Source organism: Cupriavidus alkaliphilus (assembly GCF_014191175.1).
GTDB classification, from domain to species: Bacteria; Pseudomonadota; Gammaproteobacteria; order Burkholderiales; family Burkholderiaceae; genus Cupriavidus; species Cupriavidus alkaliphilus.
The window spans coordinates 98,779-120,246 of record NZ_JACHWE010000009.1 but is presented as its reverse complement, the minus strand read 5'-3'; the positions used below and the strand labels follow the sequence as shown (position 1 = coordinate 120,246).

20 protein-coding genes are annotated in these 21,468 nt (G+C 69.7%); 10 read left to right on the top strand and 10 right to left on the bottom strand.

Translation table 11 applies throughout. The annotated features are described in order from the left end of the window. The first annotated feature begins 33 nt into the window (after window positions 1-33). On the top strand, window positions 34-225 hold the full coding sequence (locus tag FHX60_RS24205; protein WP_183284875.1) for a hypothetical protein: 192 nt from the start codon (window positions 34-36) through the stop codon (window positions 223-225). A 154-nt stretch (window positions 226-379) separates the two neighbouring features. After that, window positions 380-925 (top strand): Sbal_3080 family lipoprotein, encoded by a 546-nt coding sequence (locus tag FHX60_RS24200; RefSeq protein ID WP_183284874.1) that lies wholly within the window; start codon window positions 380-382, stop codon window positions 923-925. Window positions 926-1,013: 88 nt separating this feature from the next. Here FHX60_RS24200 and FHX60_RS24195 read toward each other — a convergent pair whose 3' ends face one another. The 3 genes from FHX60_RS24195 to FHX60_RS24185 form a co-directional block, all read right to left on the bottom strand. After that, on the bottom strand, window positions 1,014-1,991 hold the full coding sequence (locus FHX60_RS24195; RefSeq protein WP_183284873.1) for a M14 family metallopeptidase: 978 nt from the start codon (window positions 1,989-1,991) through the stop codon (window positions 1,014-1,016). A gap of 349 nt (window positions 1,992-2,340) precedes the next feature. Then, window positions 2,341-3,327 (bottom strand): Bug family tripartite tricarboxylate transporter substrate binding protein, encoded by a 987-nt coding sequence (locus FHX60_RS24190; RefSeq protein WP_183284872.1) that lies wholly within the window; start codon window positions 3,325-3,327, stop codon window positions 2,341-2,343. Between the two features lie 119 nt (window positions 3,328-3,446). Then, a complete protein-coding gene (locus FHX60_RS24185; RefSeq protein ID WP_183284871.1) occupies window positions 3,447-4,415 on the bottom strand; it encodes a LysR family transcriptional regulator in 969 nt (322 codons plus the stop codon). A gap of 94 nt (window positions 4,416-4,509) precedes the next feature. Between FHX60_RS24185 and FHX60_RS24180 the strand changes: the two genes are divergently transcribed. After that, window positions 4,510-5,346 carry a MerR family transcriptional regulator gene (locus FHX60_RS24180; protein WP_183284870.1) on the top strand — a complete coding sequence of 279 codons (837 nt, stop codon included), beginning with the start codon at window positions 4,510-4,512 and terminating at the stop codon, window positions 5,344-5,346. 99 nt (window positions 5,347-5,445) lie between these two features. Here FHX60_RS24180 and FHX60_RS24175 read toward each other — a convergent pair whose 3' ends face one another. The 6 genes from FHX60_RS24175 to FHX60_RS24150 all read right to left on the bottom strand — a co-directional run bounded on the left by FHX60_RS24175 (window position 5,446) and on the right by FHX60_RS24150 (window position 11,403). Next, window positions 5,446-5,610: a rubredoxin gene (locus FHX60_RS24175; protein ID WP_092315400.1), complete on the bottom strand. Its 165-nt coding sequence runs from the start codon at window positions 5,608-5,610 to the stop codon at window positions 5,446-5,448. Then, window positions 5,607-6,485, bottom strand: coding sequence for a metal-dependent hydrolase (locus FHX60_RS24170; RefSeq protein ID WP_112776007.1), 879 nt, complete (start codon window positions 6,483-6,485; stop codon window positions 5,607-5,609). The genes FHX60_RS24175 and FHX60_RS24170 overlap by 4 nt, the downstream gene beginning before the upstream one ends. 52 nt (window positions 6,486-6,537) lie before the next feature. Then, entirely contained in the window at window positions 6,538-7,497 is a 960-nt protein-coding gene (locus FHX60_RS24165; protein ID WP_183284869.1) for an alpha/beta fold hydrolase, read from the bottom strand. Beyond that, on the bottom strand, window positions 7,494-8,384 hold the full coding sequence (locus tag FHX60_RS24160) for an SDR family NAD(P)-dependent oxidoreductase (protein ID WP_183284868.1): 891 nt from the start codon (window positions 8,382-8,384) through the stop codon (window positions 7,494-7,496). The genes FHX60_RS24165 and FHX60_RS24160 overlap by 4 nt, the downstream gene beginning before the upstream one ends. Window positions 8,385-8,445: 61 nt before the next feature. After that, window positions 8,446-10,041, bottom strand: a complete 1,596-nt coding sequence (locus FHX60_RS24155; protein WP_183284867.1) for a flavin-containing monooxygenase — start codon at window positions 10,039-10,041, stop codon at window positions 8,446-8,448. Between the two features lie 258 nt (window positions 10,042-10,299). Then, on the bottom strand, window positions 10,300-11,403 hold the full coding sequence (locus FHX60_RS24150) for an AraC family transcriptional regulator (protein WP_183284866.1): 1,104 nt from the start codon (window positions 11,401-11,403) through the stop codon (window positions 10,300-10,302). Between the two features lie 125 nt (window positions 11,404-11,528). Between FHX60_RS24150 and FHX60_RS24145 the strand changes: the two genes are divergently transcribed. From FHX60_RS24145 to FHX60_RS24115, 7 genes are all read left to right on the top strand, one after another. Next, window positions 11,529-12,134, top strand: a complete 606-nt coding sequence (locus tag FHX60_RS24145) for a hypothetical protein (protein WP_183284865.1) — start codon at window positions 11,529-11,531, stop codon at window positions 12,132-12,134. Window positions 12,135-12,141: 7 nt separating this feature from the next. Then, entirely contained in the window at window positions 12,142-13,737 is a 1,596-nt protein-coding gene (locus FHX60_RS24140) for a GMC family oxidoreductase (RefSeq protein WP_183284864.1), read from the top strand. 272 nt (window positions 13,738-14,009) lie between these two features. Continuing rightward, window positions 14,010-14,972: a TetR/AcrR family transcriptional regulator gene (locus tag FHX60_RS24135; RefSeq protein WP_183284863.1), complete on the top strand. Its 963-nt coding sequence runs from the start codon at window positions 14,010-14,012 to the stop codon at window positions 14,970-14,972. A 175-nt stretch (window positions 14,973-15,147) separates the two neighbouring features. Then, on the top strand, window positions 15,148-16,080 hold the full coding sequence (locus tag FHX60_RS24130) for a DUF1571 domain-containing protein (RefSeq protein ID WP_112776000.1): 933 nt from the start codon (window positions 15,148-15,150) through the stop codon (window positions 16,078-16,080). A gap of 150 nt (window positions 16,081-16,230) precedes the next feature. Then, on the top strand, window positions 16,231-17,586 hold the full coding sequence (locus FHX60_RS24125; protein WP_183284862.1) for a DUF2957 domain-containing protein: 1,356 nt from the start codon (window positions 16,231-16,233) through the stop codon (window positions 17,584-17,586). Window positions 17,587-17,620: 34 nt separating this feature from the next. Further along, entirely contained in the window at window positions 17,621-18,904 is a 1,284-nt protein-coding gene (locus FHX60_RS24120) for a DUF2957 domain-containing protein (protein WP_183284861.1), read from the top strand. A gap of 81 nt (window positions 18,905-18,985) precedes the next feature. After that, window positions 18,986-19,825 carry an OmpW/AlkL family protein gene (locus tag FHX60_RS24115; RefSeq protein WP_183284860.1) on the top strand — a complete coding sequence of 280 codons (840 nt, stop codon included), beginning with the start codon at window positions 18,986-18,988 and terminating at the stop codon, window positions 19,823-19,825. A gap of 154 nt (window positions 19,826-19,979) precedes the next feature. Here FHX60_RS24115 and FHX60_RS24110 read toward each other — a convergent pair whose 3' ends face one another. Next, window positions 19,980-21,467, bottom strand: a complete 1,488-nt coding sequence (locus FHX60_RS24110; RefSeq protein ID WP_112775996.1) for an efflux transporter outer membrane subunit — start codon at window positions 21,465-21,467, stop codon at window positions 19,980-19,982. Between the last annotated feature and the right edge of the window lies 1 nt (window position 21,468).

Here is a 21,468-nt window from a genome sequence, read left to right as displayed (position 1 = left end):
GCGCGCCCGCGACGATTCCGGAGTTACCCAGCCATGCAATCCGTACTGTCCGTCCTTGCCCTCCTGATCATGGTGGCGACCCTCGTCGGCGTGATCTCGCCCGCATGGCTCAGCCAGACGCTGTTCGGCGGCAAACCCGTGACGCGCGTGCAGGTGGCGGTGGTCGGGGTCTGCCTGGCCGCGCTCTGCCTGGTGCTGGTGGGCCGGCTGGCGCAGGGCGGCTGAGGCGTCATCCGCAGCTACGTCCGCAACGCCAGAAGCGACCGTTTTGCGCTTCTGTTTGCCCGATTGGATTGGCCTGCCGGCGCCTACAGTGTGAAGATATGCGGTGGCCATTGCGCCTTGTCGTGGCGCGCCGCCCAGCCATCCAGGACATTCCATGAAGCTTGCACTGCTGGCGGCCTGCGCGGGCCTGCTGCTCACCGGCTGCTCGACCTACCAGGCCGTGACGCCGGTCGACCGCCTTGACCCCACCGATCCCGTTGTCGCGTTCCAGCTGCCGGCCGGCGGCGGCCCGCTGGGCAACTACGGTGCCCACGGCACGCTGCTGTGCGTAGTGGTGAATCCGGTCAGCGGCAATGACTTTGTCGAGGATTTCTTGTCGTCACTGCGGCGGCGCAATTTCGAGGTAAAGGTGCTGCAGGCGCAGACCTCGGTCGCGGCATGCCCGATGGTGGCGCTGTATACGGCGCGCGGCGCCTGGTACTGGAACGCCTACCTGAACAACGCCGACATCACCGTGTTTCTCAATGGCGACCGGGTCGGCAAGGCGATCTACAACGCCAACCGCAGCGCCGGCGGGCTGAACCTGAGCAACTTCGTGCAGCCGTCGTCCAAGCTCGATGAACTGGTCGAGCAGCTGTTCCCCGGCATGTTGCCGCCGCCTCCGCCGCCGGCGGGCACGGGGACCGCGCCGGCCGCGTAGCCGATCTGCAGTCAACCGGAGGGCCGCGCCATGAGCCTGTGCGCAGCATCCTGCCGGGCGCAGCCGCGCCCGGCCCAGCGTACCCGGGTCAGCGCTCCGGCCGGCCCAGGCGCACCACGGTCACGCCCGGGCGCAGCTGGCGCAGCGATGGCATCACCAGCACGCAATCCGGATACGGCGTCACCACCGGCTCGCCGTCGCGCCAGCCGATTACGGTCCCGGCCTCGGTAAAGGTTTCGAGCCCGGTGTAGGGGCCGGCAAAGCGGAAGTCCATGCTGGAGGCCACCACCGGCTCGGTCACGCGCACCACGCGCTGCGCGGCAGGCAGCGGCTGCAGCCAGCCGGCCGGCAGGTCGCTCTCCTGAACGATGCCGGCGTGCAGCAGGAAGCGCGCGGTGCTGTCCTGCGCCACCGTCACGGCGGCCGGCTCCCAGTGCTGGCCGCATTCGATCAGCAGCGCATTGCGCGGGCTGGCGGCATCGCCGAAGCCATCGTAGTCGCGCATGCGGCGGCCTTCGGGATGGCCTTCGTCGACGATCACATCGGCCGGCGCGCCGAGCGCGCGCGACAGGGCGATGCCCTTGTCCAGCGGCCCGGAGACGATCAGCGGCCGGCTTTTCTCATGCATGGAATGCAGGTCCAGCAGCAGGTCGACGGTGTCGATCACCGGCCGCATGGCGCGCGCGCGGCGCAGCTCCGACGAATCGAGCCCGGCGTCATCGAGCACCTTCGCGGTCCAGACGCGGTTGAAGTCCTGGTCGACGAAGCGCGAGGCGTCCGGCCGGGCGGGATCGAAGCGCTGGTACGCATCGACGTTGGCAAAGGCCAGCGTCAGGCGGCCGCGGCGCGGGCGCAGGCCGTGGTCGAGCAGCGCCTTGACGGCGATGGCGCCGCAGACCTCGTTGCCGTGGGTCAGCGCGTTGACCATCACGTGCGGGCCGGGCTGGCCGCTGTCGAAGGTGTAGAGGTAGGGGATGCCGGTGTTGCCGGCGGCGTAGGGGCGGATGTCGGGGAAGGCGACGTCGACGGGATAGGCTTCGAAGGGTGCGGTGGGCTGGAGGGTCATGGGAGTCGGTGCGTTCAGGGTGCCTGGCGGGTCGGTGCCTGCCGGGTCGATGTGATAGGGACAGGGAGTGTGCGGGCGGCGGCGCCATGGCACGCGCCGGCCCTCTCCCCCAACCCCTCTCCCGCAAGCGGGAGAGGGGAGCAAACCGGCGGATCAGAAAGGCTTCCGCGTTCGTTCATGCCGATGGTGGTCTCCTTCTCCCGCGGCCAGGAGAGAGAAGCAAACCGGCGGATCGAAAAACGCTTCGGCTCTCGTCCCTGCCGATGGTGTGCTCCCCTCTCCCGCGTGCGGGAGAGGGGCGGGGGAGAGGGCCGGCGCCTGCAAAAGCGACGCCGCCTCGCCATGCTGCCTACTGCTGAATCCCCGCCGTCTGCACGATGGTGCGATAGCGCCCGGTCTCGCGCTTGATAAAGCTGCCGAACTGCGCCGGATTGGCGGGCGCCACTTCCACGCCGGCCTCGGCCAGCTTCTTCTTCACGTCCGGCATGGCCAGCACGGCCTGCATCTCGGTGTTCAGCCGCTCGACCACCGGCCTGGGCAGACTGGCAGGGCCCATCAGGCCGAACCACACGCCCATGTCCACACCCTTGAGCGCGGGGGTCTCGGCCAGCGCGGGCACGTTCGGCGCCACCGGCGAGCGTTTGGCGCCGGTCACGCCGTAGGCCTGCACGCGGTTGGCCTGGATATGCGGCAGCGCCGACGACAGCACCATCACCGCCAGGTCGATCTGTCCGCCGAGCAGGTCGGTGGCCATGGCCGACGCGCCCTTGTACGGCACGTGCGTGATCTCGACCTTGCCCTGCTGCTTGATCAGCTCGCCCGCCAGGTTCAGCGGCGTGCCGACGCCGGACGAGGCATACGACAGCTTGCCGGGCTGGGCCTTGGCCAGCGTGATCAGTTCCGCCGCGTTCTTCGCCGGCAGGCCGGGCTTGCCGACCAGCACCATCGGCTGGGTGCCGACAAAGGTCACCGGCGCCAGGTCCTTCTCGCCGTCATAGCGCACCGCCGGGTTGGTCAGGCGCGCGATCGACACCTCGCTGCCCGAGCCCATCAGCAGCGTGTAGCCATCGGCTTCGGCCTTGACCACCTTGGCCGCGCCGATGGTGCCGCCGGCACCACCCAGGTTTTCGATCACCACGCTCTGGCCCAGGCGCTTGCCCAGCTCCGGCGCGATGGTGCGGGCCACCAGGTCGACGCTGCCGCCGGCGGTGTAGCCCACTACCAGCGTGATCGGCTTGGTGGGCCAGGCGGCGGTGGCGGCGCCGGCATTGGAAACGGCGCCGGCGGATGCGGCAAGGCAAAGTGCGGCAGCGGCCGCGCGCAGGGTGGTCTTCATGGTCTTGGCTCCAGGTCCCGGAATCATAGTTGTGGACCGATGGTAGAAGCGCGGCACCGGGCACGCCGTGCGGCTTTGGCAACCGCGGTTGCCAATTCGGCAAGAGGCGCCGGCGCGCTTCAGCGCGGCGCCTGCACCGCCGCCTGCCAGAAGGCCTCGGCCAGCGCACGCATCGGCGCGCGCGGGCGGTACAGGCGGATGTCGAGCGCCAGGTCGCCGCCGCCGGCACCTGCGTCGTCGCCGCGCGGCGCGGCGATGGCGCGCACCAGCCGGCCGTCGCGCAGGTCATCGGCAATCAGCCGCGCCGGCAGCCAGGCCAGGCCCATGCGCTGGCGCACCATCTCGTGCACCGACTCGGCAAAGTCGCTGACCGCGATCACGTCGAGGCGCGGCGCCAGCTTGCGGCGCGCGATCTCCTGGTTGACCATGCGGCCCAGCGTCAGGGTCTCGGCGTAGGCGATCATCGGCACCGGCCTGGCCGCGGTCTTGCCCGTGGCCTTTCCCGTTCCCAGCCGGTGCAGCGGCGCGCCGCGCGCATCGGCGGCGCTGACGCACACCAGCCGCTCCACGCCGGCCAGGTGGAACTGGTAACGCGCGTCGTCCAGCATCACCGGCAGGTCGGGCGGGCTGTAGCACAGCAGGAAATCGGCATCGCCCTCGGCGAACATCGCCAGCGCGTCGTGCATCGGGAAGGTCGACAGGCGGGTGCGGAAGCCGGCCGCGGCGGGGTCATGGCGCAGCGCCTCGCGCAGGCCCGCCAGCCAGGCCGGCACCATCGAGCGCGCCAGCGTCTTGCCGGTGGCGATGGTGACGGTACTGGCGTCGGCGCGGTGCGCGGCGCGCAGCGCCAGGCGCGTGTCGTCGAGCGTGCGCAGCGCGCTCTGCGCGGCTTCCAGGAACTGGCGCCCCTCGGCGGTCAGGCGCACCGGGAAGGCGCTGCGGTCGATCAGCGGCGCGCCGGCCCAGACTTCCAGCGCCTGCATGCGCCGGCCAAAGGCGGGCGGGGTCACGTTGCGCAGCTCGGCGGCGCGCGCGAGGCTGCCGGCCTGGGCTAGGCAGACGAAGTCTTCGAGCCAGCGGATATGCATGGGAAGCGGACGGTCGCGGTGGGGGCAATGCCTGCATTATCGGCAAAACCCGCCGCCACTTTGCCTGCCGCGTTCCTCGGTTAGAATTTTTGGCATGACACTGACCCGGCGCCGCCAACCTTCGCCTCCCTCCCGCCCGGCGTCCGCCGCATCCGGACCGCCGCCCGCCCCGGAATACACCATCGACGAACTGGCGCGGGTGGCCGGCACCACGGTGCGCAACGTGCGCTCGTACCAGGACCGCGGCCTGATCGACCCGCCGCAGCGGCGCGGACGCGTGGGCATCTACACCCAGGCGCACCTCGGGCGGCTCAAGCTGATCCACCACCTGCTGGCGCGCGGCTACACGCTGGCCAATATCACCGAGCTGCTCAAGGCCATCGTCGAAGGGCACGACCTGCGCTCGATCCTGGGGCTGGAGACGGCCATCAGCAGCCCTTGGACCAACGAAACGCCGCGCCACTATTCCTACCTGGCGCTGGCGCGGCTGTTCGGCCGTGCGATCTCGCGCCCGGCGCTGGCCAAGGCGATCTCATTGGGCCTGCTGGAACCGGACGGGCTGGGCTACCTGGCGCGCAGCCCGCGCGCGCTGGCCGCGGGCGCCGAAATCGCCCACGCGGGCTTTGCGCTGGAAGACGTGCTGGAGATCATCGCGCAGTCGCGCGCGCATTTCCAGGCGGTTTCAGACCAGATCGTCGCCACCGTGGTGCGCGAGCTGGACCGCTTCGGCGAAGGCAAGCTGCCGCCGCCGCAGGACGTGCCGCGGCTGGTCGACATCCTGTGGCGCATCCGCCCGCTGGCGCTGGTGATGGCCGAGACGGAAATGATGCGGGCGCTGGAGATCTCGGCCAACAAGTACCTGGGCGACCGGGTGGCGGCGATCATCGAGCATTTGCATGATGACGAGGGTGGGAGCCCCGCAAAGCCCTAGCGTGCCACGGGTTTGCTCCCCTCTCCCACTTCGCGGGAGAGGGGAGCTACGCCGTCACGTTATGCAGCACCTCAGCCCTTGCCGACCTCTCCCCCGCGCCTATAGCGCAACCATGTCGAAATCCGCTTTCGCCATGCCGCAGTCCGGACAGCTCCATTCCGGCGGGACCGCGCCCCACGGTGTGCCGGGCGCGATGCCGTGCTCGGGCATGCCGAGCGCTTCTTCATAAACGAACCCACAGATTTGGCACTGCCAGATGGTCATGCCGTCCTCCCCCGCAGCGAAGGTGCCCGGGTGGAGACGCCGGCGGCGCGCGCGGTGTCTTCGATCTCCCGGACCAGCGGATCGATGCGGGACAGCTCGGCGCGGTTGTCGTCGTCCCACGGGTGGAAGCCGGGGCGGAAGTAGCTGAGCCACTCCGGAATCATGCGCGGCAGCGCCCCGGGGGATGCCCACAGGAAATGCAGCGCGGTACCAAACCCGCGCAGCTTGTTGCGGCAACCCTTGTCGCCCATCACCAGTGCGATATGGAACACGAACACCATGGCCCAGAACGTCACCGTGGTGGTCAGCATGGTGAAGGTGCGCACGAAGTAGCGGTACGGGCCGGGCTTCATCACGGTGTTCCAGACGTCGTAGGCCACCGCCTTGTGCTCGGTTTCCTCCAGCGCGTGCCAGGTCCACACCTGCCGGTAGCCGGCCTGCGAGTCTGCGCCCAGGTGGCGCACGTCTTTCAGCACGCCGCCGGCCAGCATCGCCGTGTAGTGCTCCAGCGCGATGGTATGCGCCAGCTGCCATGACTTGGGCAGGATCTTGCGCAGCAGGTCGAGCAGGACCCATACCGCGCGGTCCAGCGCCGCGGCGGGCAGGCCGGCGTCTTCCATCAGCCGGTTATAGAGGATGTGCTCGCGCGTATGCATCGCCTCCTGGCCGATAAAGCCGGCGATGGCGCGGCTGAGCTCGGGGTCCTTCACCTGGTCGCGGTAGTTGCGCACGCTGTCCATGAAGAAGCGCTCGCCGGCGGGGAAGAAGATCGACAGCGTGTTGAGGAAATGGGTGACGTGACGGCCCCGTTCGTGCCAGTCGCTGATGCGCTCCGGCGGCAGGTGGGGATGCACGTCGCGGCGGACTGGCATCATGGCGGTCTCCTTGGGTGACAGCCGGCGCGCGCGGCGCCGGCGCGATGCATGGTCAGTTGGCTAGAAATGGCAGCAGGTCCGCGGCCACGCGTGGCGGGTCTTCTTCCATCGGCACATGGCCCAGCCCCGCGTAGCGGCGCAGCTGCGCGCCGGGAATGCGCTCGGCGAAGGCCTGCGCGTGCGCGGGCGGGATCCAGCGGTCGCGCTCGCCCCACAGCACCAGCGTGGGCGCGCGCACGCTGCCGAGCAGGTGGGTGTCCAGCTGGGCAAAGTCGAGCCGGGGCACCATCTTGCCGACGGCCTCGCGGCTGCCTTCGGCATAGAAGAAGTCCACGTAGCGGCGGAAGGTGGCCTCGGGCACGCGCGAGGCATCGCCGTAGACGTCGCGCGTGGCGGCGCGGATGATGAATTCGGGCAGCAGCCACGGCGCCGACCAGCGCACCGGCGCATGGCGGAACAGGTCGATATAGACCGGCAGCTTCATCGGGAAGCCTGCGGCATCGATCAGCACCAGCTTGTCCACGGCACCCGGGCGCCGCACCGCGAGGTCCCACGCGATCAACCCGCCCAGCGAATTGCCGATGACGCTGGCGCGGCGCACGTTCACCGCGGCCAGGAAGGCATCGATGAAGTCGCGGTAGCGGTGCACGTCCATGGTTTCGATGCGCCCGCGTGCATCGCGCAGCGGCCCGGTCAGCCCGAACGGGGCCAGGTCCAGCCGCAGCACGCGATAGCGTTGCGCCAGCGCCGGCACCAGTCCCTGCCACGTATGCAGCGACGCGCCGAAGCCGTGGATCAGCACCAGGGTCTCGCCGTCGGCGGGGCCTTCATCGGTGTAGTGCACCATCGCATCGAGCACGCGCACCCAGCGCGAGGCCGGCAGCGCATGGCGCTGCGCCAGCGTCGCGCGCGACAGGCTGAACAGACCCACGCGGCCCTGTCCGAACCAGCGCGTCAGCATGCCGGGGGGCGCCAGCAGCGCCGCGTCGGCTTCCATCGCAAGGCGGTTCACGGGCGCTCTCCCTGGCCCACCGAAGCGGGCGCCGTCACCTTGCCGAGATCGCGCTTGCGGCGGGTCTCGCGCACCACCAGCGACTGGTAGGCGGCGGGCAGCAGCCGCGCCATGGCGTCGGCGGCGTAGGCGTCGGGCCCGATCAGCACGCGCCGGCGGTTGCGCCGCACACCCTCCAGGATCACGCGCGCGGCCTTGTCGGGCGAGGTGATGAAGAACTTTTCGAACTCGTCCTTGCCGTGCTGCGCATCGCGCACCAGGAAGCCGTTGACGCTGGCCGAGACCCGGCTGGCCTGCGCGATATTGGTCTTGATGCCGCCGGGGTGCACGGTGGTGGCCGACACGCCGCAGTCCATCAGGTCCAGCTCCTGCCGCAGCGATTCGGTAAAGCCGCGCACCGCGTACTTGCTGGCGTTGTAGGCGCCCATGCCGGGCTGGGCGAAGATGCCGAAGATGCTCGAGGTATTGACCACGTGGCCGTCGCCGCTGGCCTTCAGGTATGGCAGGAATGCCTTGGTGCCGTACACCACGCCCCAGAAGTTGATGCCGATGATCCATTCCAGGTCGTCGTAGCTCATGCCCTCGACCGTGCTGGACAACGCCACGCCGGCGTTGTTGAAGATCAGGTTGACGCGGCCGTGCGCTTCGGCGGCGGCCGCGGCCCACGCATAGACCGCGGCGCGGTCGGCCACGTCGACGCTGTGCTGCGTGATGCGGGCATGCGGTGCCGCGGCCATGGCCTGCGCCGCGGTCTGCGCCAGCCCGGCCTCGTTGCGGTCCGACAGCGCCAGCTGGCAGCCCTCGCGCGCCAGCGCCAGCGCCAGTGCGCGGCCGATGCCCGAGCCGGCGCCGGTGATCGCGGCAACCTTGTTGCGGAAGTCCTTCATGTCCGGTCTCCTTGCGGTGTGTGTCGTTGTTCTGGGTGTACGCAGGGGAAACGCGCGTGCGTCATGCACCCGCGGCGCTGGCGACGTCCGCCGCCGGCTGCCGCGCGGCCTCGCCCGGCACGGCGCGGCGCACCGGGTACAGGTCGTAGTCGGTCATGCGGAAGCTGGCCGTGGCGCGGCGGAACTGCCAGGTGAAGCCCGGCCACAGCGTGGTGTTGCGGCCGCTGCGCGGGTCGATGTACCAGCTGGCGCAGCCGCCGGCGGACCAGATCGCATGGCCCAGCCGCGCCTGCAGCCGTTGGTTGAAGCGGCGCTGCACCGGCTCGCGCACGTCCACCGCCTGCACGCCTTCGCGGCGCATCTGGCGCAGCGCGTCGGTGATATAGGCCACCTGCGACTCGATCATGAACACCATCGAGCTGTGGCCCAGGCCGGTGTTGGGCCCGACCACGAAGAACAGGTTGGGAAAGCCCGACACCGTGGTGCCCAGGTAGGCCTGCGCGCCGTCGCACCACGCATCGACCAGGTCGACGCCGCCGATGCCGGCGATCACGCCCCGCGGCAGCGGGTCGGTGGCGTGGAAGCCGGTGCCAAGGATGATGCAGTCCGCCGGCCGGCGCGTGCCGTCGCGCAGCACCACCGCGTCGCGCTCGACCCGCGCGATGCCGGTGGTGACCACGTCGACGTTGTCGCGCGTGAGCGCCGGGTAGTAGTCGTTGGAGATCAGCACGCGCTTGCAGCCGATGGTGTAGTCCGGCGTCAGCGCCGCGCGCAGCGCCGGGTCGCGCACCTGCCGGGCCAGGTGGCGGCGCGCGACGCGCTCGACCATCTTCATGATCTTCGGATGCAGCACGAAGCCCAGCACGCGCGACTCCAGCATCCAGTAGATGCCGGTGCGCACCAGCCTCTGCGTGAACGGCAGGCGGCGGAACAGCCAGCGCTCGGCGGCGCTGACCTCGCGGTCGGGCTTGGGCATGATCCACGGCGGGGTGCGCTGGTACAGGTCCAGCTGCGCCACCTGCGGCGCGATCTGCGGCACGAACTGGATCGCGCTGGCGCCGGTGCCGATCACCGCCACGCGCTTGCCGCCCAGCGCATACGCGTGGTTCCAGTGCTGCGAGTGGAAGCATTCGCCCTCGAACGTGTCCAGCCCCGGGATGTCGGGATACGAAGGCCGGCTCAGCCCGCCCATGCCCGACACCAGCACGCGCGCCCGCACCTCCTTGCCGTCGGCCATCCGCAGCCGCCAAAGCTGCGCGGACTCGTCCCAGGCGGCGTGGCGCAGCTCATGGTGCAGCCGCAGGTGCGGACGCAGGCCGAAGCGGTCGGTGCAGTCCTCCAGGTAGGCGCGGATTTCCGGCTGGGTGGAGAACATGCGCGACCAGTCCGGGTTGGGCGCGAAGGAGAAGGAATACAGGTGCGACTGCACGTCGCAGGCGCAGCCGGGGTAGTGGTTGTCGCGCCAGGTGCCGCCGACCGAGCCGGCTTTCTCGAACACCAGGAAATCGTGCTCGCCCCGCTCGCGCAACCGGATCGCCATGCCCAGGCCGGCAAAGCCGCTGCCGATGATGGCGATGTCGGTGTGCTCGGGGGCAGGGGGTGCCTGTGGTGGCCACTGCGGCGACAACGCCGGCGGCAACTCCGCGGGTGCATTCATGCGCGCTCCTCACTTTTACGACAGTGTTTATTGTGACATTGATGGATGTCATCGTAGGAAGCGCGGCCGGGGTGGTCAATGCCGTGAATCGAAGGATCGTTCTAATTTTCGTGGTTTGCCAGCGGCGCCTGGCGCACATCAAACGGCGACAGAGGGCGGCATCGCCCTTTGCAAACGGCGACGGCCGAGTGCGTTTGAAACCGCAGGATTTTTTCCGGCCTTCGCCGATGACGAAGGCGTGTCCGCAACAAACGGGCGCTAGGAAGCCCGGCCCTTGCGCCAGCCATGCGGCGTTTCACCCGTCCAGCGCTTGAACGCGTGGGTGAAGGCGCTCTGTTCGGAATAGCCGAGCCGCATCGCGCATTGCGCCAGGCTCAGGCCAGGTTCGGCCAGATACTGTTGGGCCAGCGCTTGCCGCACGTTATCCACAAGCTGTGAATAACTGATGCCCTGCGCCTGCAGCCGCCGCTGCAGCGTGCGCACCGGCAGGCCCAGGTGCGCGGCGACGGCGGCGATCGGCACTTCGCCTTGCGGCAGCCGCGCGCGGATGCAGGCACGCGCCTGCGCCAAGGCGTCGGCGCCCGCGGGCACGACCTGCTGCAGCTGGGTGTCGGCGATGCGCGTCATCTGTGCCTGCATGCCGGCATCGGCCTGCAGTGACGGCAGGTCCAGCAGGGCGCGGTCGATATGCATGGCATGGCGCGCAGCGTTGAAGACCACGGGACAGCCGAACACCTCGGCATGCAAACGGGTGTCGGCGGGGGCGGCGTGCGGGAATTCGACCTGCGTCGCCACATGCTGGTTGCCGATCAGCCAGCGCGCGAACACCACCCACGTGGCCATATGCAGCTCATGCGCATGGCGCGACAGCGGCCCGTGCCGCGCTTGCCACGTCATGCACGCGGCCTGCGGCGTTTCGATCAGGCGGGTGCCGCCGATGTCGTTGGCCAGCACTTCATAGCGGATGCCCTGCAGGATGGCGTCGCGCACCGTGGGCGTGGTCAGCACCACGTAGCCCATCTCGGCATAGTGGCGCGGCGCGAAGGCGGCGCCGGCGCGCAGGCCGACATCGGCATCGCCGGTGGCTTGCTCGAGCCAGTCCAGCAGGGCGAGATAGGCCGCGCCGGCAATGCGCGTGGCGGTCTGCGCCTGCGCCCCCGCGTCCAGCAACGCCGGCGGCACGCCGACGGCGCGCAGCTGCGCGGCCGGGGCAATGCCCTGGCGCTCGCCGTGGTCGAGCACGGCGCGAAGGTAGGCGAGCGAGACGGTGCCAGATGTGGTGCCGGATGGGGTACCGGATGCGGTGCCGGCCTGCGTACCACCGGCACTGGCACCGCCATCGGTCGGAGTGGCGCGTGGCATCAAATCACCTGTCATGCGGGATCAAGACCGGGCACCGATCTTTATCCAAACTCCGGCTAGCGTCAATGCGGGCCTGCCCGCCCGCACAGCACAGCGAAGACAAGAAACTGACGCAAGGAGACCCGATGCGCCCCAACCCTCATCACCGCCGCGCGGTGGCCGATGCCGATGCGCTGCACGCGCTGACGCGGCGCGGCTTCCTCAAGGTGGGCCTTGGCTTCTCGGCCGCGCTGGCGTGTACCGCGCTGGTGCCGTCGCTGGCCGGCTGCTCGTCCGCCGATCCCGCTCCGCAGGCGGGCATGTCGTTCCTGCGCCCGGACGACGTGGCGATGTTCCGCGCGCTGCTGCCGGCCATCGTCACCGAACTGGCCGAAGCCCCGCCGCCGCGCCAGGCTGCGCTGGCGCACGACGCGCTGCGCAATATCGACGCCACCTGCGCCGCGATGGGCGCGGGCGCGCAGGCCGAGCTGCGCAAGCTGTTCGGCCTGCTGGCCAGCACGCCGCTGCGCTGGGCGCTGACCGGCATCCGCCAGGACTGGAACGCCGCCACGCCGGCGCAGGTGCAGGCGTTCCTGGCGCGCTGGCGCGGCAGCCGCCTGGCCACGCTCAATGCCGGCGCGGTGGTGCTGGTCAAGCTCGCCAGCGTGGGCTACTACGCGCTGCCGGCCGCATGGGCCGGCAGCGGCTATCCCGGCCCCGACGCGGCCATCTACCGGGCGCTGCACGCCTGACACCGCCATGGCCATCGACAATCTCTACGATGCCGGCATCGCCGCCGGCTGGAAAGTGCTCGACGCCAGCACCTTCACCGCCCCGCGCACGCTCGATGCCGACGTCGTCATCGTCGGCAGCGGCGCGGGCGGCGGCATCAGCGCCGAGGCCCTCAGCCGCGCCGGCCTGCGCGTGGTGCTGCTGGAAGAGGGCGCGCTGCGCACCTCGGACAGCTTCCGCGACATGGACGAGAACCGCGCCTACCGCGAGCTGTACCAGGAGGCCGCGGCGCGCACCACCGCCGACGGCGCCATCGCCATCCTGCAGGGCCGCGCGGTCGGCGGCAGCACCACGGTCAACTGGTCGTCGAGCTTCCGCACGCCGCCGCAGACGCTGGCGCACTGGGCCTCGCACCACGCCGTCACCGGCCACGGCGAGGCCGAGATGGCGCCGTGGTTCGAGCAGGTGGAAGCGCGCCTGGGTATCGCCCCGTGGGCGATGGCGCCCAACCCCAACAACGACGTGCTCCGGCGCGGCTGCGAGACGCTGGGCTGGGAATGGCACGTGATCCCGCGCAACGTGAAGGGCTGCTGGAACTCGGGCTATTGCGGCTTCGGCTGCCCGGTCAATGCCAAGCAGTCGATGCTGGTCTCGACCATTCCCGCGGCGCTGGCCAGCGGCGCAACGCTGGTGCACCGCGTGCGCGTGCGCACGCTCGACCACGACGGCAAACGCGTGCGCTTCGTCACCGGCGAAGCGCTCGGCGCCGACGGCTATACGCCCACGGGCATCAGCGTGGTCGTGCGCGCCCGGCACGTGGTCGCCGCCGGCGGCGCCATCAACACGCCGGCATTGCTGCTGCGCTCGCGCGTGCCGGACCCGCATCAGCGGGTGGGCGCGCGAACGTTTATCCATCCGGTGAATATCAGCATCGCCAAAATGCCTGAGCGCATTGATCCGTATTATGGAGCGCCACAGTCGATCGCCTCTGACCACTTCCAGTGGCGGGACGGCACGACCGGGCCGATGGGCTACAAGCTGGAGGTGCCGCCGATGTTCCCCGGCATCAGCGCGGGCGTGGTCAACGGCGTGGGCGAGGCGCTGCGCCGCGATATGGCGCAGCTGCCGCATACCAACGCCATGCTGGCGCTGCTGCGCGACGGCTTCGTGCCGGAAAGCCCGGGCGGGCGCGTGCGCCTGGCATCCGACGGCAGCCCGCTGCTGGACTATGAGATGAGCGACTACGCCTGGGACGGCGTGCGGCGCGCGTGGCTGAGCATGGCGCAGGCGCAGTTCGCCGCCGGCGCCGAACGCGTGCGGCCCGCGCACGTGGACGCCGCCGAGTACCGCAGCTGGCCCGAAGCGCGCGAGGGCATCGCGCGGCTGCCGCTCAAGCCGTTCCGCACCGCGCTGTTCACCGCGCACCTGATGGGCGGCTGCGGCATGAGCGACGATCCGCGCGGCGGCGTGGTCGACAGCCGCGGCCGCCATCACCAGCTGGCCAACCTGTCGGTGTTCGATGGCTCGGTGTTCCCGACCAGCGTGGGTGCGAACCCGCAACTGTCGGTGTTCGCGCTCGCCGCGCAGAATACCGACGCGCTGGCGCAAAACCTCACGTCATGATGGATTCGCGCGAGGCCGGCACTGCCTTGTCTGGTTGCGCAGCCATGCGGCCAGCGTGCCCGCTGCATGGCGCGGCGGACAATGCCGTGCGATGGCCCACACAACATCGGTTTTTAGAATGTCCATTCCAATTCAAGTCTTGTGAAACGCCCGAAGCCGTGGATAGGCTTCGTACAGCTGTTTCAAGCATCCGTATGCCGTCAGAGCAGGGAGCGGACAGCGCAGCCAATTGCAAAGGGGTTTATCGCGGTACCGAAGAGAGAAGCGCCCCCATGAAGACCGGCAAAAGCTCGGCAGGAGACACCAAGGCCCGGATTCTCGACGCCACGGAAAAGCTGTTCACCGAGGTCGGCTACGAAGCCACTTCGCTCAGGCAGGTCACGTCGCGCGCCATCGTCAACCTGGCCGCCGTGAACTACCACTTCCGCAGCAAGGACATCATGATGCACGCCGTGCTGAGCCGGCGCCTGGACCCGCTCAACGCGCGGCGCCTGGCGCTGCTCGATGCGTGCGAAGCGCGCTGGCCCGGCCACGCCATCCGCTGCGAACACGTGATGGGCGCGCTGTTCGTGCCCGCGCTGCAGATGGCGCGCGACCCGGCGGTGGGCGGGCCGTCGTTCCTGCGACTGCTGGGACGCGTGTATTCGGATACCTCGCCCTTTATCCAGCAATACCTGCTGGAGCACTACGCGGCGGTGTACGGCCGCTTCTTCGATGCCTTCGCGCGCGCCATCCCGGCGCTGCCGCGGCAAGAGCTGGGATGGCGCCTGCAGTTCGCGCTCAAGGCGCTGGCCGGCGTGCTCGCCGGCGAGGAACTGGCCAGCTTGCTGCCCGCGTTCACGCAGGGCCGGCAGATGAGCGATGCGCACGTGCTGGCCCAGCTCACCGCGATGGTCGAAGCCGTGCTGAACGTGGCGCAGCCCGGCGCGGACCAGCTCTCGGCGCTGCAGTCGGTGTTCGAGCTGGGCGAGGACCCGCAGCACCGCGGGCAGCGCGCCGGCAGTCCCGCCGATGACCCGGATGCCAGCGTGGCCGCGATCGCGGCCACCATGGACGACGCGGCCAGCCATGCCGCCGCCGCCCTCGGCAAGGCCCGCACCAGCGCACGCACGGCGCGCAATGCGGGCACCAAGCGCGCCGCCGTGACCAGCGTGCCGGTGCGCGCGCGCGAGCACACCGTGAGCTTTCCCAGCAACCCGCTGGACGACTGGATGCGAATGCGCACCAGGACATAGCGGCTCGCGCCGCCGCCGGTTACCGCCGGCACGGCGCCGCCGCGCTCACGCAACCTGAACCGTCGATTTACCCAGCGAGGCCGCGCCGCGGCCCCGTGGACCCGTGCGCCCGGTGCATCGCTGCGGGCGCTGCGGTAACCCTGTTCGCTGTTCCTGTCATGAGGAGGAAGCTGCCGTGTCAATCCATCCGCCGATCCGATCATCCAACCGACCATCGGTCCGACAGCGCCACCTTGCCGCTGTCGCCGCCGCCGTCATCGGCCTGCTGGCCGCGCCGCTGGCGCTGCCGCCCGTCGCCATGGCCCAGCCGGCCGGCACCGCCGCCGCGGCAGGCACGGCCTATGACGGCCTGCCCTCGGCACAGCAGGCCGCGCTGTTCTCGCGCCAGGTCGCCAGCGGCGAGCTCGCGCGACTGTCCGATGCGCAGGTGCTGGCCGTGTTCCAGGCGCTGCAGCCCGATGCGCTGCTGAAATGGGCGCGCGCCGAGATGAACCGCTATCCCGAATACGAGTACTGGATGTCGCGCCAGGAACGGCTCAACGGCCAGTGGCAGGAACAGCCCGCGAAGATGCAGATCCGCTACCGGCATGCGCCGCGCCAGCTCTACGCAAAGTGGCTGCCAGGCGGCCCGCAGGCGGGCCAGGAAATCCTTTATGACGAGACCCGCCGCAAGGATGAGATGTACGGCCACCTGGGCGGCGTGCTGGGCTTCACCTCGATGTGGATCGCGCTCGATGGTTCGCTGGCGCGATCGCAGTCCAACCATACCGTGCGCGACCTGGGCTTCCAGTATGTGTTGTCGATGCTCGAGCGCGACGCGAAATCGCTGCGCGCCGCCGGCCTGTCCGAGAAATACGGCAAGGCCGAGATCGTGCAGGAGCAGGGCGTGCGCATGGTGGCGCTGACCTGGGACCTGCCGGCCGGCGCGCCGCAGTACTACGCCAAGCGGGTGCAGCTGATGCTGGACCTGAAGCATCCGTATATCCGCGTGGAAACCGCGTGGGATGCCGACGGCAACATGGTCGAGAAGATCGTGTTCGACAAGCTGGTGCGCAAGACCTTCGAGGCCTCGGCATTTGATCCGGCCAATCCCGAGTATCGCTTCTGAGACGGCGCGGCGGCCGCGCCGTTTGGAACGGCCGCTCTATTGACGCTGAAACCCGCGCGCGGCGACAGTCGCCGCACACGACAGGATCCGGACGCAGAGCCGGACGACCGATCCGGCAACAGGGGTCGCAGGCAAAACAGGAGACAGGCAATGACCATGTCGAGGCTTTGGCGCAGGACTTTGGTTGTGACAGGGGTGAGTGTTGCCGCGGCGCTGGCCGGCTGCGGTGGTGGCGGCGGCGATGAGGACGCGCCGCGCGCCGGCACGCAGGCGCCGCCGCAATGCGCGGACACCGGCACGTGCCCGGCACAGGGGCCGGTCACCATCGGCGGCCCGCCCGGATCGCTGTGCCCGGCGGCGCTGGACTACGGCACCACCTTCACCGGCGGCTCCGGCGCGGGCGAACTCGTCAAGCTGCGCTTCGATACCGCGGCGCGCACGTACCAGCTGGAGATCATCGAGTCGCCGGTGCCGAAGCAGCCCGGCAGCGTCAGTCCGACGCGCGCCGGCGTGACCTTCACCGGCACCTTCGCCAACCTGACCTCGCTGCCCACCGCGGAGCAGAACCGCTGCGCGGTGGCGCTGCAGACTGCCACGGCGTCGGACGGCGTCTCGCAGGCAAGCATCGACAGCGCCAAGCCGCCGGTGATCTTCCTCGGCAACGGCGTCGCCGGCGGGGGCATCCCCGGCGCCACCATCTCCTATGCGGGCGTGCTTGGCCTCGGTGCGATCCCGGCCACCACCTTCCCCTTCTATCCGGTGCTGGCATTCGCGCAGACCGAGACCGACTTCGCCAAGGTGGCCGGCACCTACAACCTGCTGGGCTACCACCAGGTGCCGTCCGGCGGCGCGCTGACTGCCTCGAGCCACTTCACGCCCGCCACCGCCCAGACCACCGAGACGCTGCACGCCGATGGCAGCTGCACCACCGCGGCCGGCAACTGCCGCAGCACCGGCAACAACTGGAAGCTGCGCAGCGCCGACGGCGCGTTCGAGAGCAGCAATGCCGACGGCAGCCGCCGCTATCCGTCGTTCCACAACCAGGCCATCACCGCCAACAATGCCAGCCGCGCCAAGGGGCTGATGGTGGTCGGCAAGCTCAACGGCGCGCTGGTGCCGCTGCTGGTGCGCACCGGCTATGCGCAGATCTCGCTGTTGCCGCTGACGGTCAATGTCGACGATGAATCGGGGCTCGCGCTGATGGCGCCGGCCACCACCGTCGCCAGCGGCCAGCTCGATGGCGGCTATATCGGCTCGGGCAGCGATTTTGCCTACACCGCGTCGCTGGTCAAGGGCGCGCGCGTCGACCTGCTCGACCCGATGACGATGAACCAGACCGGCGGCTTCCAGCTCGACTTCACCCAGGCCGCGGCGGGCATGGTGACCACCACCGACAACAGCGGCACCACCGGCGCGCTGATCGCCAGCGGCCGCGTGTTCAGCCACCTGTCCGGCACCGGCGGCAGCAGCCCGACCTTCCGCGTGGGCGTGCTCGCGGCCCCCTGATCGCAGCGCAGACAAAAACAACGAGGAGACAACCATGCAGCCCCAACGAAACAACCTGCCGCGGGCGGCGCGTCCATCGACCGTGCCGGCGCGCGCGCTGGCCGTGGCCGCCACCGCCATGCTTGCCGCCTGCGGCGGTGGTGGCGGCGGCGACGACGCCCCGGCCACGCCCACGGCCGCGCAGACGCGCCTGTGCCCGGCCTCGCTGGACTACAACACCACCTTCACCGGCGGCACCGGCTCGGGCGAACTGGTCAAGGTGCAGATCGACACCACCCGCATGACCTGGCAGGTGACCTTCCTCGATTCCTCGGTGCCGCGCCAGACCGGCACCGTGCAGCCCACGCGCAGCGATCCCACCAACGGCCTGAACGTGATGCGCGGCACGCTCAAGGCCGAGACCGGCCTGCCCACCGAGAAGCTGAACCAGTGCGCGTTCGAGCTGAGCGGCGCCAGCCTCGATCCGAGCCGCCCGGCCAAGCTCTTTGTCGGCGAAGGCGTGGCGGGCGGCACCATCCCCGGCGCGCGGATCCAGTTCAACGGCGTGCTCGGGGCCGGCGCGGTGCCCGATACCACTTTCCCGTACTTCCAGTTCATCGGTTTCGCGCAGACCGAGACCGACCTGGCGAAGATCGCCGGGCAATACAACGGCACCGGCTTCCACGAGGTGCCGTCCAAGCAATTCCAGCTGGTGGCGCAGGACTACCGCATGGCGCTCGCCGCCGACGGCTCGTTCACGGTCTGCGACAACGCCACCAGCACCTGCGAGCGCAAGGGCAACAACTTCGTGCCGCAGCCGAGCGGCGCGCTGCTGTCGACCCACTACAAGGCCGAGAGCCAGCCGCCCACGCTGGGCAGCACACTGGGCAAGGCCTACCTGATCGTGGGCAAGCTGCGCGGCCAGCTGGTGCCGATCATGATCCGCGTGGGCTATGCCAACGACTCGCTCGCCAACGGGCCCCTAGGCGCCGACGACGAGATCGGCATCGGCATGATGGCGCCCGCCGTGGCGGTCACCGAAGGCACGGTCAATGGCGAATACGTCGGCGTCGACAGCAATTTCAACTACCGCGTGACGGCGCTGGTGGGCGCCGCCGCGACCATGATGGACCCGTTCCGGCCGTCCGATGCGTCGCTGGCGATCCCGTACCGGCTCGACTTCGCGCAGCAGGTGCCGGGCGTGGTCCGCACCTCGCGCCGCGAGGCGCCGGCAGGCTCGGCGCCGACCGGCAAGCTGATGTTCACCGGCGGCGTGTTCGGCTTCCTGGAGCAGCGCGACAACGGCCCGTACTTCACCGTCGGCGCGTTCGTGCAATAAGCCAGCCCAGGCCCGGGGCCATCGCAGCCCCGGCGCTTTTATCGATGCATCACCAGTGACTTCACTGCCCGGGGACACAACATGAAGACCTTGCACCTGACGCTTGCGCTGGTGCTGGCCGCGCTGGCCAGCATCGCCCTGCCTGCCCACGCCCAGAAGAAGGGCGACAACGTGGTCGCGGCCGGCTGGTTCCATATCCAGACCCACGGCCGGAGCGGACCGCTCACCACCTCGCTGCTGGACGTGCCGATCAACTACCCGCTCGGACTGCCGTCGAGCTTCACGGCGCCGGGCAGCAGCATCTCGTCGTCCGACGCCAATACGCTGGGGCTGACTTTCAGCCACTTCGTCACCGACCATATCGCCATCACCGCGGTGGGCGGCATCCCGCCCGAGTTCAAGCTCTATGGCCATGGCGAGCTGATCCCGCCCGGCCCGGCCGGCGCGCTCGGGCGCCAGAGCCTGGGCGACCCGTCGCTGAACCCGATCATCACCAAGGCGCGCCAGTGGAGTCCGGCGGCGATGGTGCAGTACCACTTCCTGGAGCCGGGCACGCGCTTCCGGCCGTTCCTGGGCCTCGGGGTCTCGTACAACTTCTTTACCAACATCGAAGTCAATCCGGCCTTCGCCAGCTCGGTCAACAACAACCTCGGCGCCATCCTGGCCGCTGGCGCGGGCATTCCGGGGCCGACCTCGGTCAGCGCCGATGCCTCGTCGTCGTGGGCGCCGGTCTTCAATATCGGCGGCACCTACAACTTCAATGAGCACTGGGGGCTGACCGCGGCGGTGACCTACATCCCGCTGAAGACCACCTCGACGATGACGATCAAGGCGGCCAACGGCACGGTGCTGTCGACGTCGAAGACCAAGCTGGAGCCGAATCCGCTGGTGTTTTTTCTGGCGGCTTCGTACAAGTTCTGACGCAGGTGAAGAAGAGCCAGCGGCGGTACCACTGGCTCTTGATTGACCGCTTGTGGTCTCCCTCCCCCGCTAGCGGGAGAGGGGGCAAACCCCACAAAAAAAAACGACGCGCCAAGGCGCGTCGTTTTTCGTTAAGGGCACAGTCAAGCAAGCGTTACTGCGTCACTGTCCCCTGTTGCGCCGGCGCGCCCTGCTGCGCCACCGCGCTGCTCTCCTGCAACCCGCCGCCCAGCGACCGGTACAAATCGATCGCATTGTTCAGCCGCAGCTGGCGCGCCTGCACCAGCGCCTGCTCGGCAGTGAACAGCTGGCGTTGCGCATCGAGCTCGTCCAGGTAGCTGGCCACGCCGCTGCGGAAGCGCAGGCGCGACAGCTCGTAGCGCGCGGCCTCGGCGTTGCGCACCTGTTCCTGGCCCGCGACCTGGTCTTCCAGCGTGCCGCGCGCCACCAGCGCGTCCGCCACTTCCGCGAAGGCCGTCTGGATGGTCTTCTCGTAGTTGGCGACCTGGATGTTCTTGCGCACGTTGGCCAGGTCCAGGTTGGAAATATTGCGGCCGAAATCGAAGATCGGCAGCACCAGCTGCGGCGCGAACGACCAGGCGCGCGTGCCGGCATCGAACAGCCCGGAGAACGTCGGGCTGATGGTGCCGCCGCTGGCGGTCAGCGTGATGCGCGGAAAGAACGCCGCGCGCGCCGCGCCGATATTGGCGTTGGCCGACAGCAGCTGCTGCTCGGCCTGGCGGATATCGGGACGCTGCTCGAGCAGGTCCGACGGCAGCCCCGGCGGGATATCGCTGATGATGCGCTCGTCCGACAGGCGCATCGGCTCGGGCAGGTTCTCGATGGTGCCGATGGGCTTGCCCACCAGCACTTCGAGCGCGTTGTGCGCCTGCGCGCGCTGGCGTGCCAGCTGCGCCGCGGCGACGCGTGCCTGCGCCACCAGCGACTCGTTGTCGCGCAGGTCCAGCGCCGAAGTGGCGCCGGCCTCGAAGCGCTGCTTGGCCAGCCCGTAGGTGCTTTCGCGCGCCTTCAGGGTATCGCGCGCAAGCTCGTACTGTTCGGCGTAGGCGCGTTCGGCCAGGTAGGCCTTGGCGACTTCCGAGACCAGCGAGATCTGCGCCGAGCGACGCGCCTCTTCGGTGGCGAAGTACTGCGCCAGCGCGGCATTGGACAGGCTGCGCACGCGCCCGAAGAAATCGAGCTCGTACGACGAAATGCCCAGGCCCACTTCGTAGATCTCGGTGACGCCGGGCTGGCCTAGCGCCGTGGCCGCCTGCGCGGCCGTGGTACGGGCGCGGGTGTAGCCGGCGTTGGCGTTCACCGTGGGCAGCAGGTCGGCACGCTGCACCTGGTACAGCGCGCGCGCTTCCTCGATACGCAGCGCCGCGGTGCGCAGGTCGCGGTTGTTTTCCAGCGAGGTCGCGATCAGCGCCTGCAGGCGCGGGTCGCGGAAGAACTCGCGCCAGCCGATGTCGGCGGCGCGGCGGGTTTCGCCGCTCTTCACCTCGGCGGTGGCATAGCCTTCGGGCGCCGTGGGGAAGCTGTCTGCCACCGGCGGGGCAGGGCGGTCATAGTGGGGCGCCAGCGTGCACCCCGTCAGAACGCCGGCCACCAGCAGCAGTGTGGTCAGAGTCTTGGTCATG

Coding starts and splice junctions, on each gene's coding strand:
- FHX60_RS24135 (WP_183284863.1), top strand. CDS start 14,010: ATGAAGACCGGCAAAAGCTCGGCAGGAGACACCAAGGCCCGGATTCTC.
- FHX60_RS24110 (WP_112775996.1), bottom strand. CDS start 21,467: ATGACCAAGACTCTGACCACACTGCTGCTGGTGGCCGGCGTTCTGACG.
- FHX60_RS24205 (WP_183284875.1), top strand. CDS start 34: ATGCAATCCGTACTGTCCGTCCTTGCCCTCCTGATCATGGTGGCGACC.
- FHX60_RS24195 (WP_183284873.1), bottom strand. CDS start 1,991: ATGACCCTCCAGCCCACCGCACCCTTCGAAGCCTATCCCGTCGACGTC.
- FHX60_RS24140 (WP_183284864.1), top strand. CDS start 12,142: ATGGCCATCGACAATCTCTACGATGCCGGCATCGCCGCCGGCTGGAAA.
- FHX60_RS24115 (WP_183284860.1), top strand. CDS start 18,986: ATGAAGACCTTGCACCTGACGCTTGCGCTGGTGCTGGCCGCGCTGGCC.
- FHX60_RS24190 (WP_183284872.1), bottom strand. CDS start 3,327: ATGAAGACCACCCTGCGCGCGGCCGCTGCCGCACTTTGCCTTGCCGCA.
- FHX60_RS24125 (WP_183284862.1), top strand. CDS start 16,231: ATGACCATGTCGAGGCTTTGGCGCAGGACTTTGGTTGTGACAGGGGTG.
- FHX60_RS24150 (WP_183284866.1), bottom strand. CDS start 11,403: ATGCCACGCGCCACTCCGACCGATGGCGGTGCCAGTGCCGGTGGTACG.
- FHX60_RS24180 (WP_183284870.1), top strand. CDS start 4,510: ATGACACTGACCCGGCGCCGCCAACCTTCGCCTCCCTCCCGCCCGGCG.
- FHX60_RS24170 (WP_112776007.1), bottom strand. CDS start 6,485: ATGATGCCAGTCCGCCGCGACGTGCATCCCCACCTGCCGCCGGAGCGC.
- FHX60_RS24120 (WP_183284861.1), top strand. CDS start 17,621: ATGCAGCCCCAACGAAACAACCTGCCGCGGGCGGCGCGTCCATCGACC.
- FHX60_RS24155 (WP_183284867.1), bottom strand. CDS start 10,041: ATGAATGCACCCGCGGAGTTGCCGCCGGCGTTGTCGCCGCAGTGGCCA.
- FHX60_RS24185 (WP_183284871.1), bottom strand. CDS start 4,415: ATGCATATCCGCTGGCTCGAAGACTTCGTCTGCCTAGCCCAGGCCGGC.
- FHX60_RS24175 (WP_092315400.1), bottom strand. CDS start 5,610: ATGACCATCTGGCAGTGCCAAATCTGTGGGTTCGTTTATGAAGAAGCG.
- FHX60_RS24200 (WP_183284874.1), top strand. CDS start 380: ATGAAGCTTGCACTGCTGGCGGCCTGCGCGGGCCTGCTGCTCACCGGC.
- FHX60_RS24145 (WP_183284865.1), top strand. CDS start 11,529: ATGCGCCCCAACCCTCATCACCGCCGCGCGGTGGCCGATGCCGATGCG.
- FHX60_RS24160 (WP_183284868.1), bottom strand. CDS start 8,384: ATGAAGGACTTCCGCAACAAGGTTGCCGCGATCACCGGCGCCGGCTCG.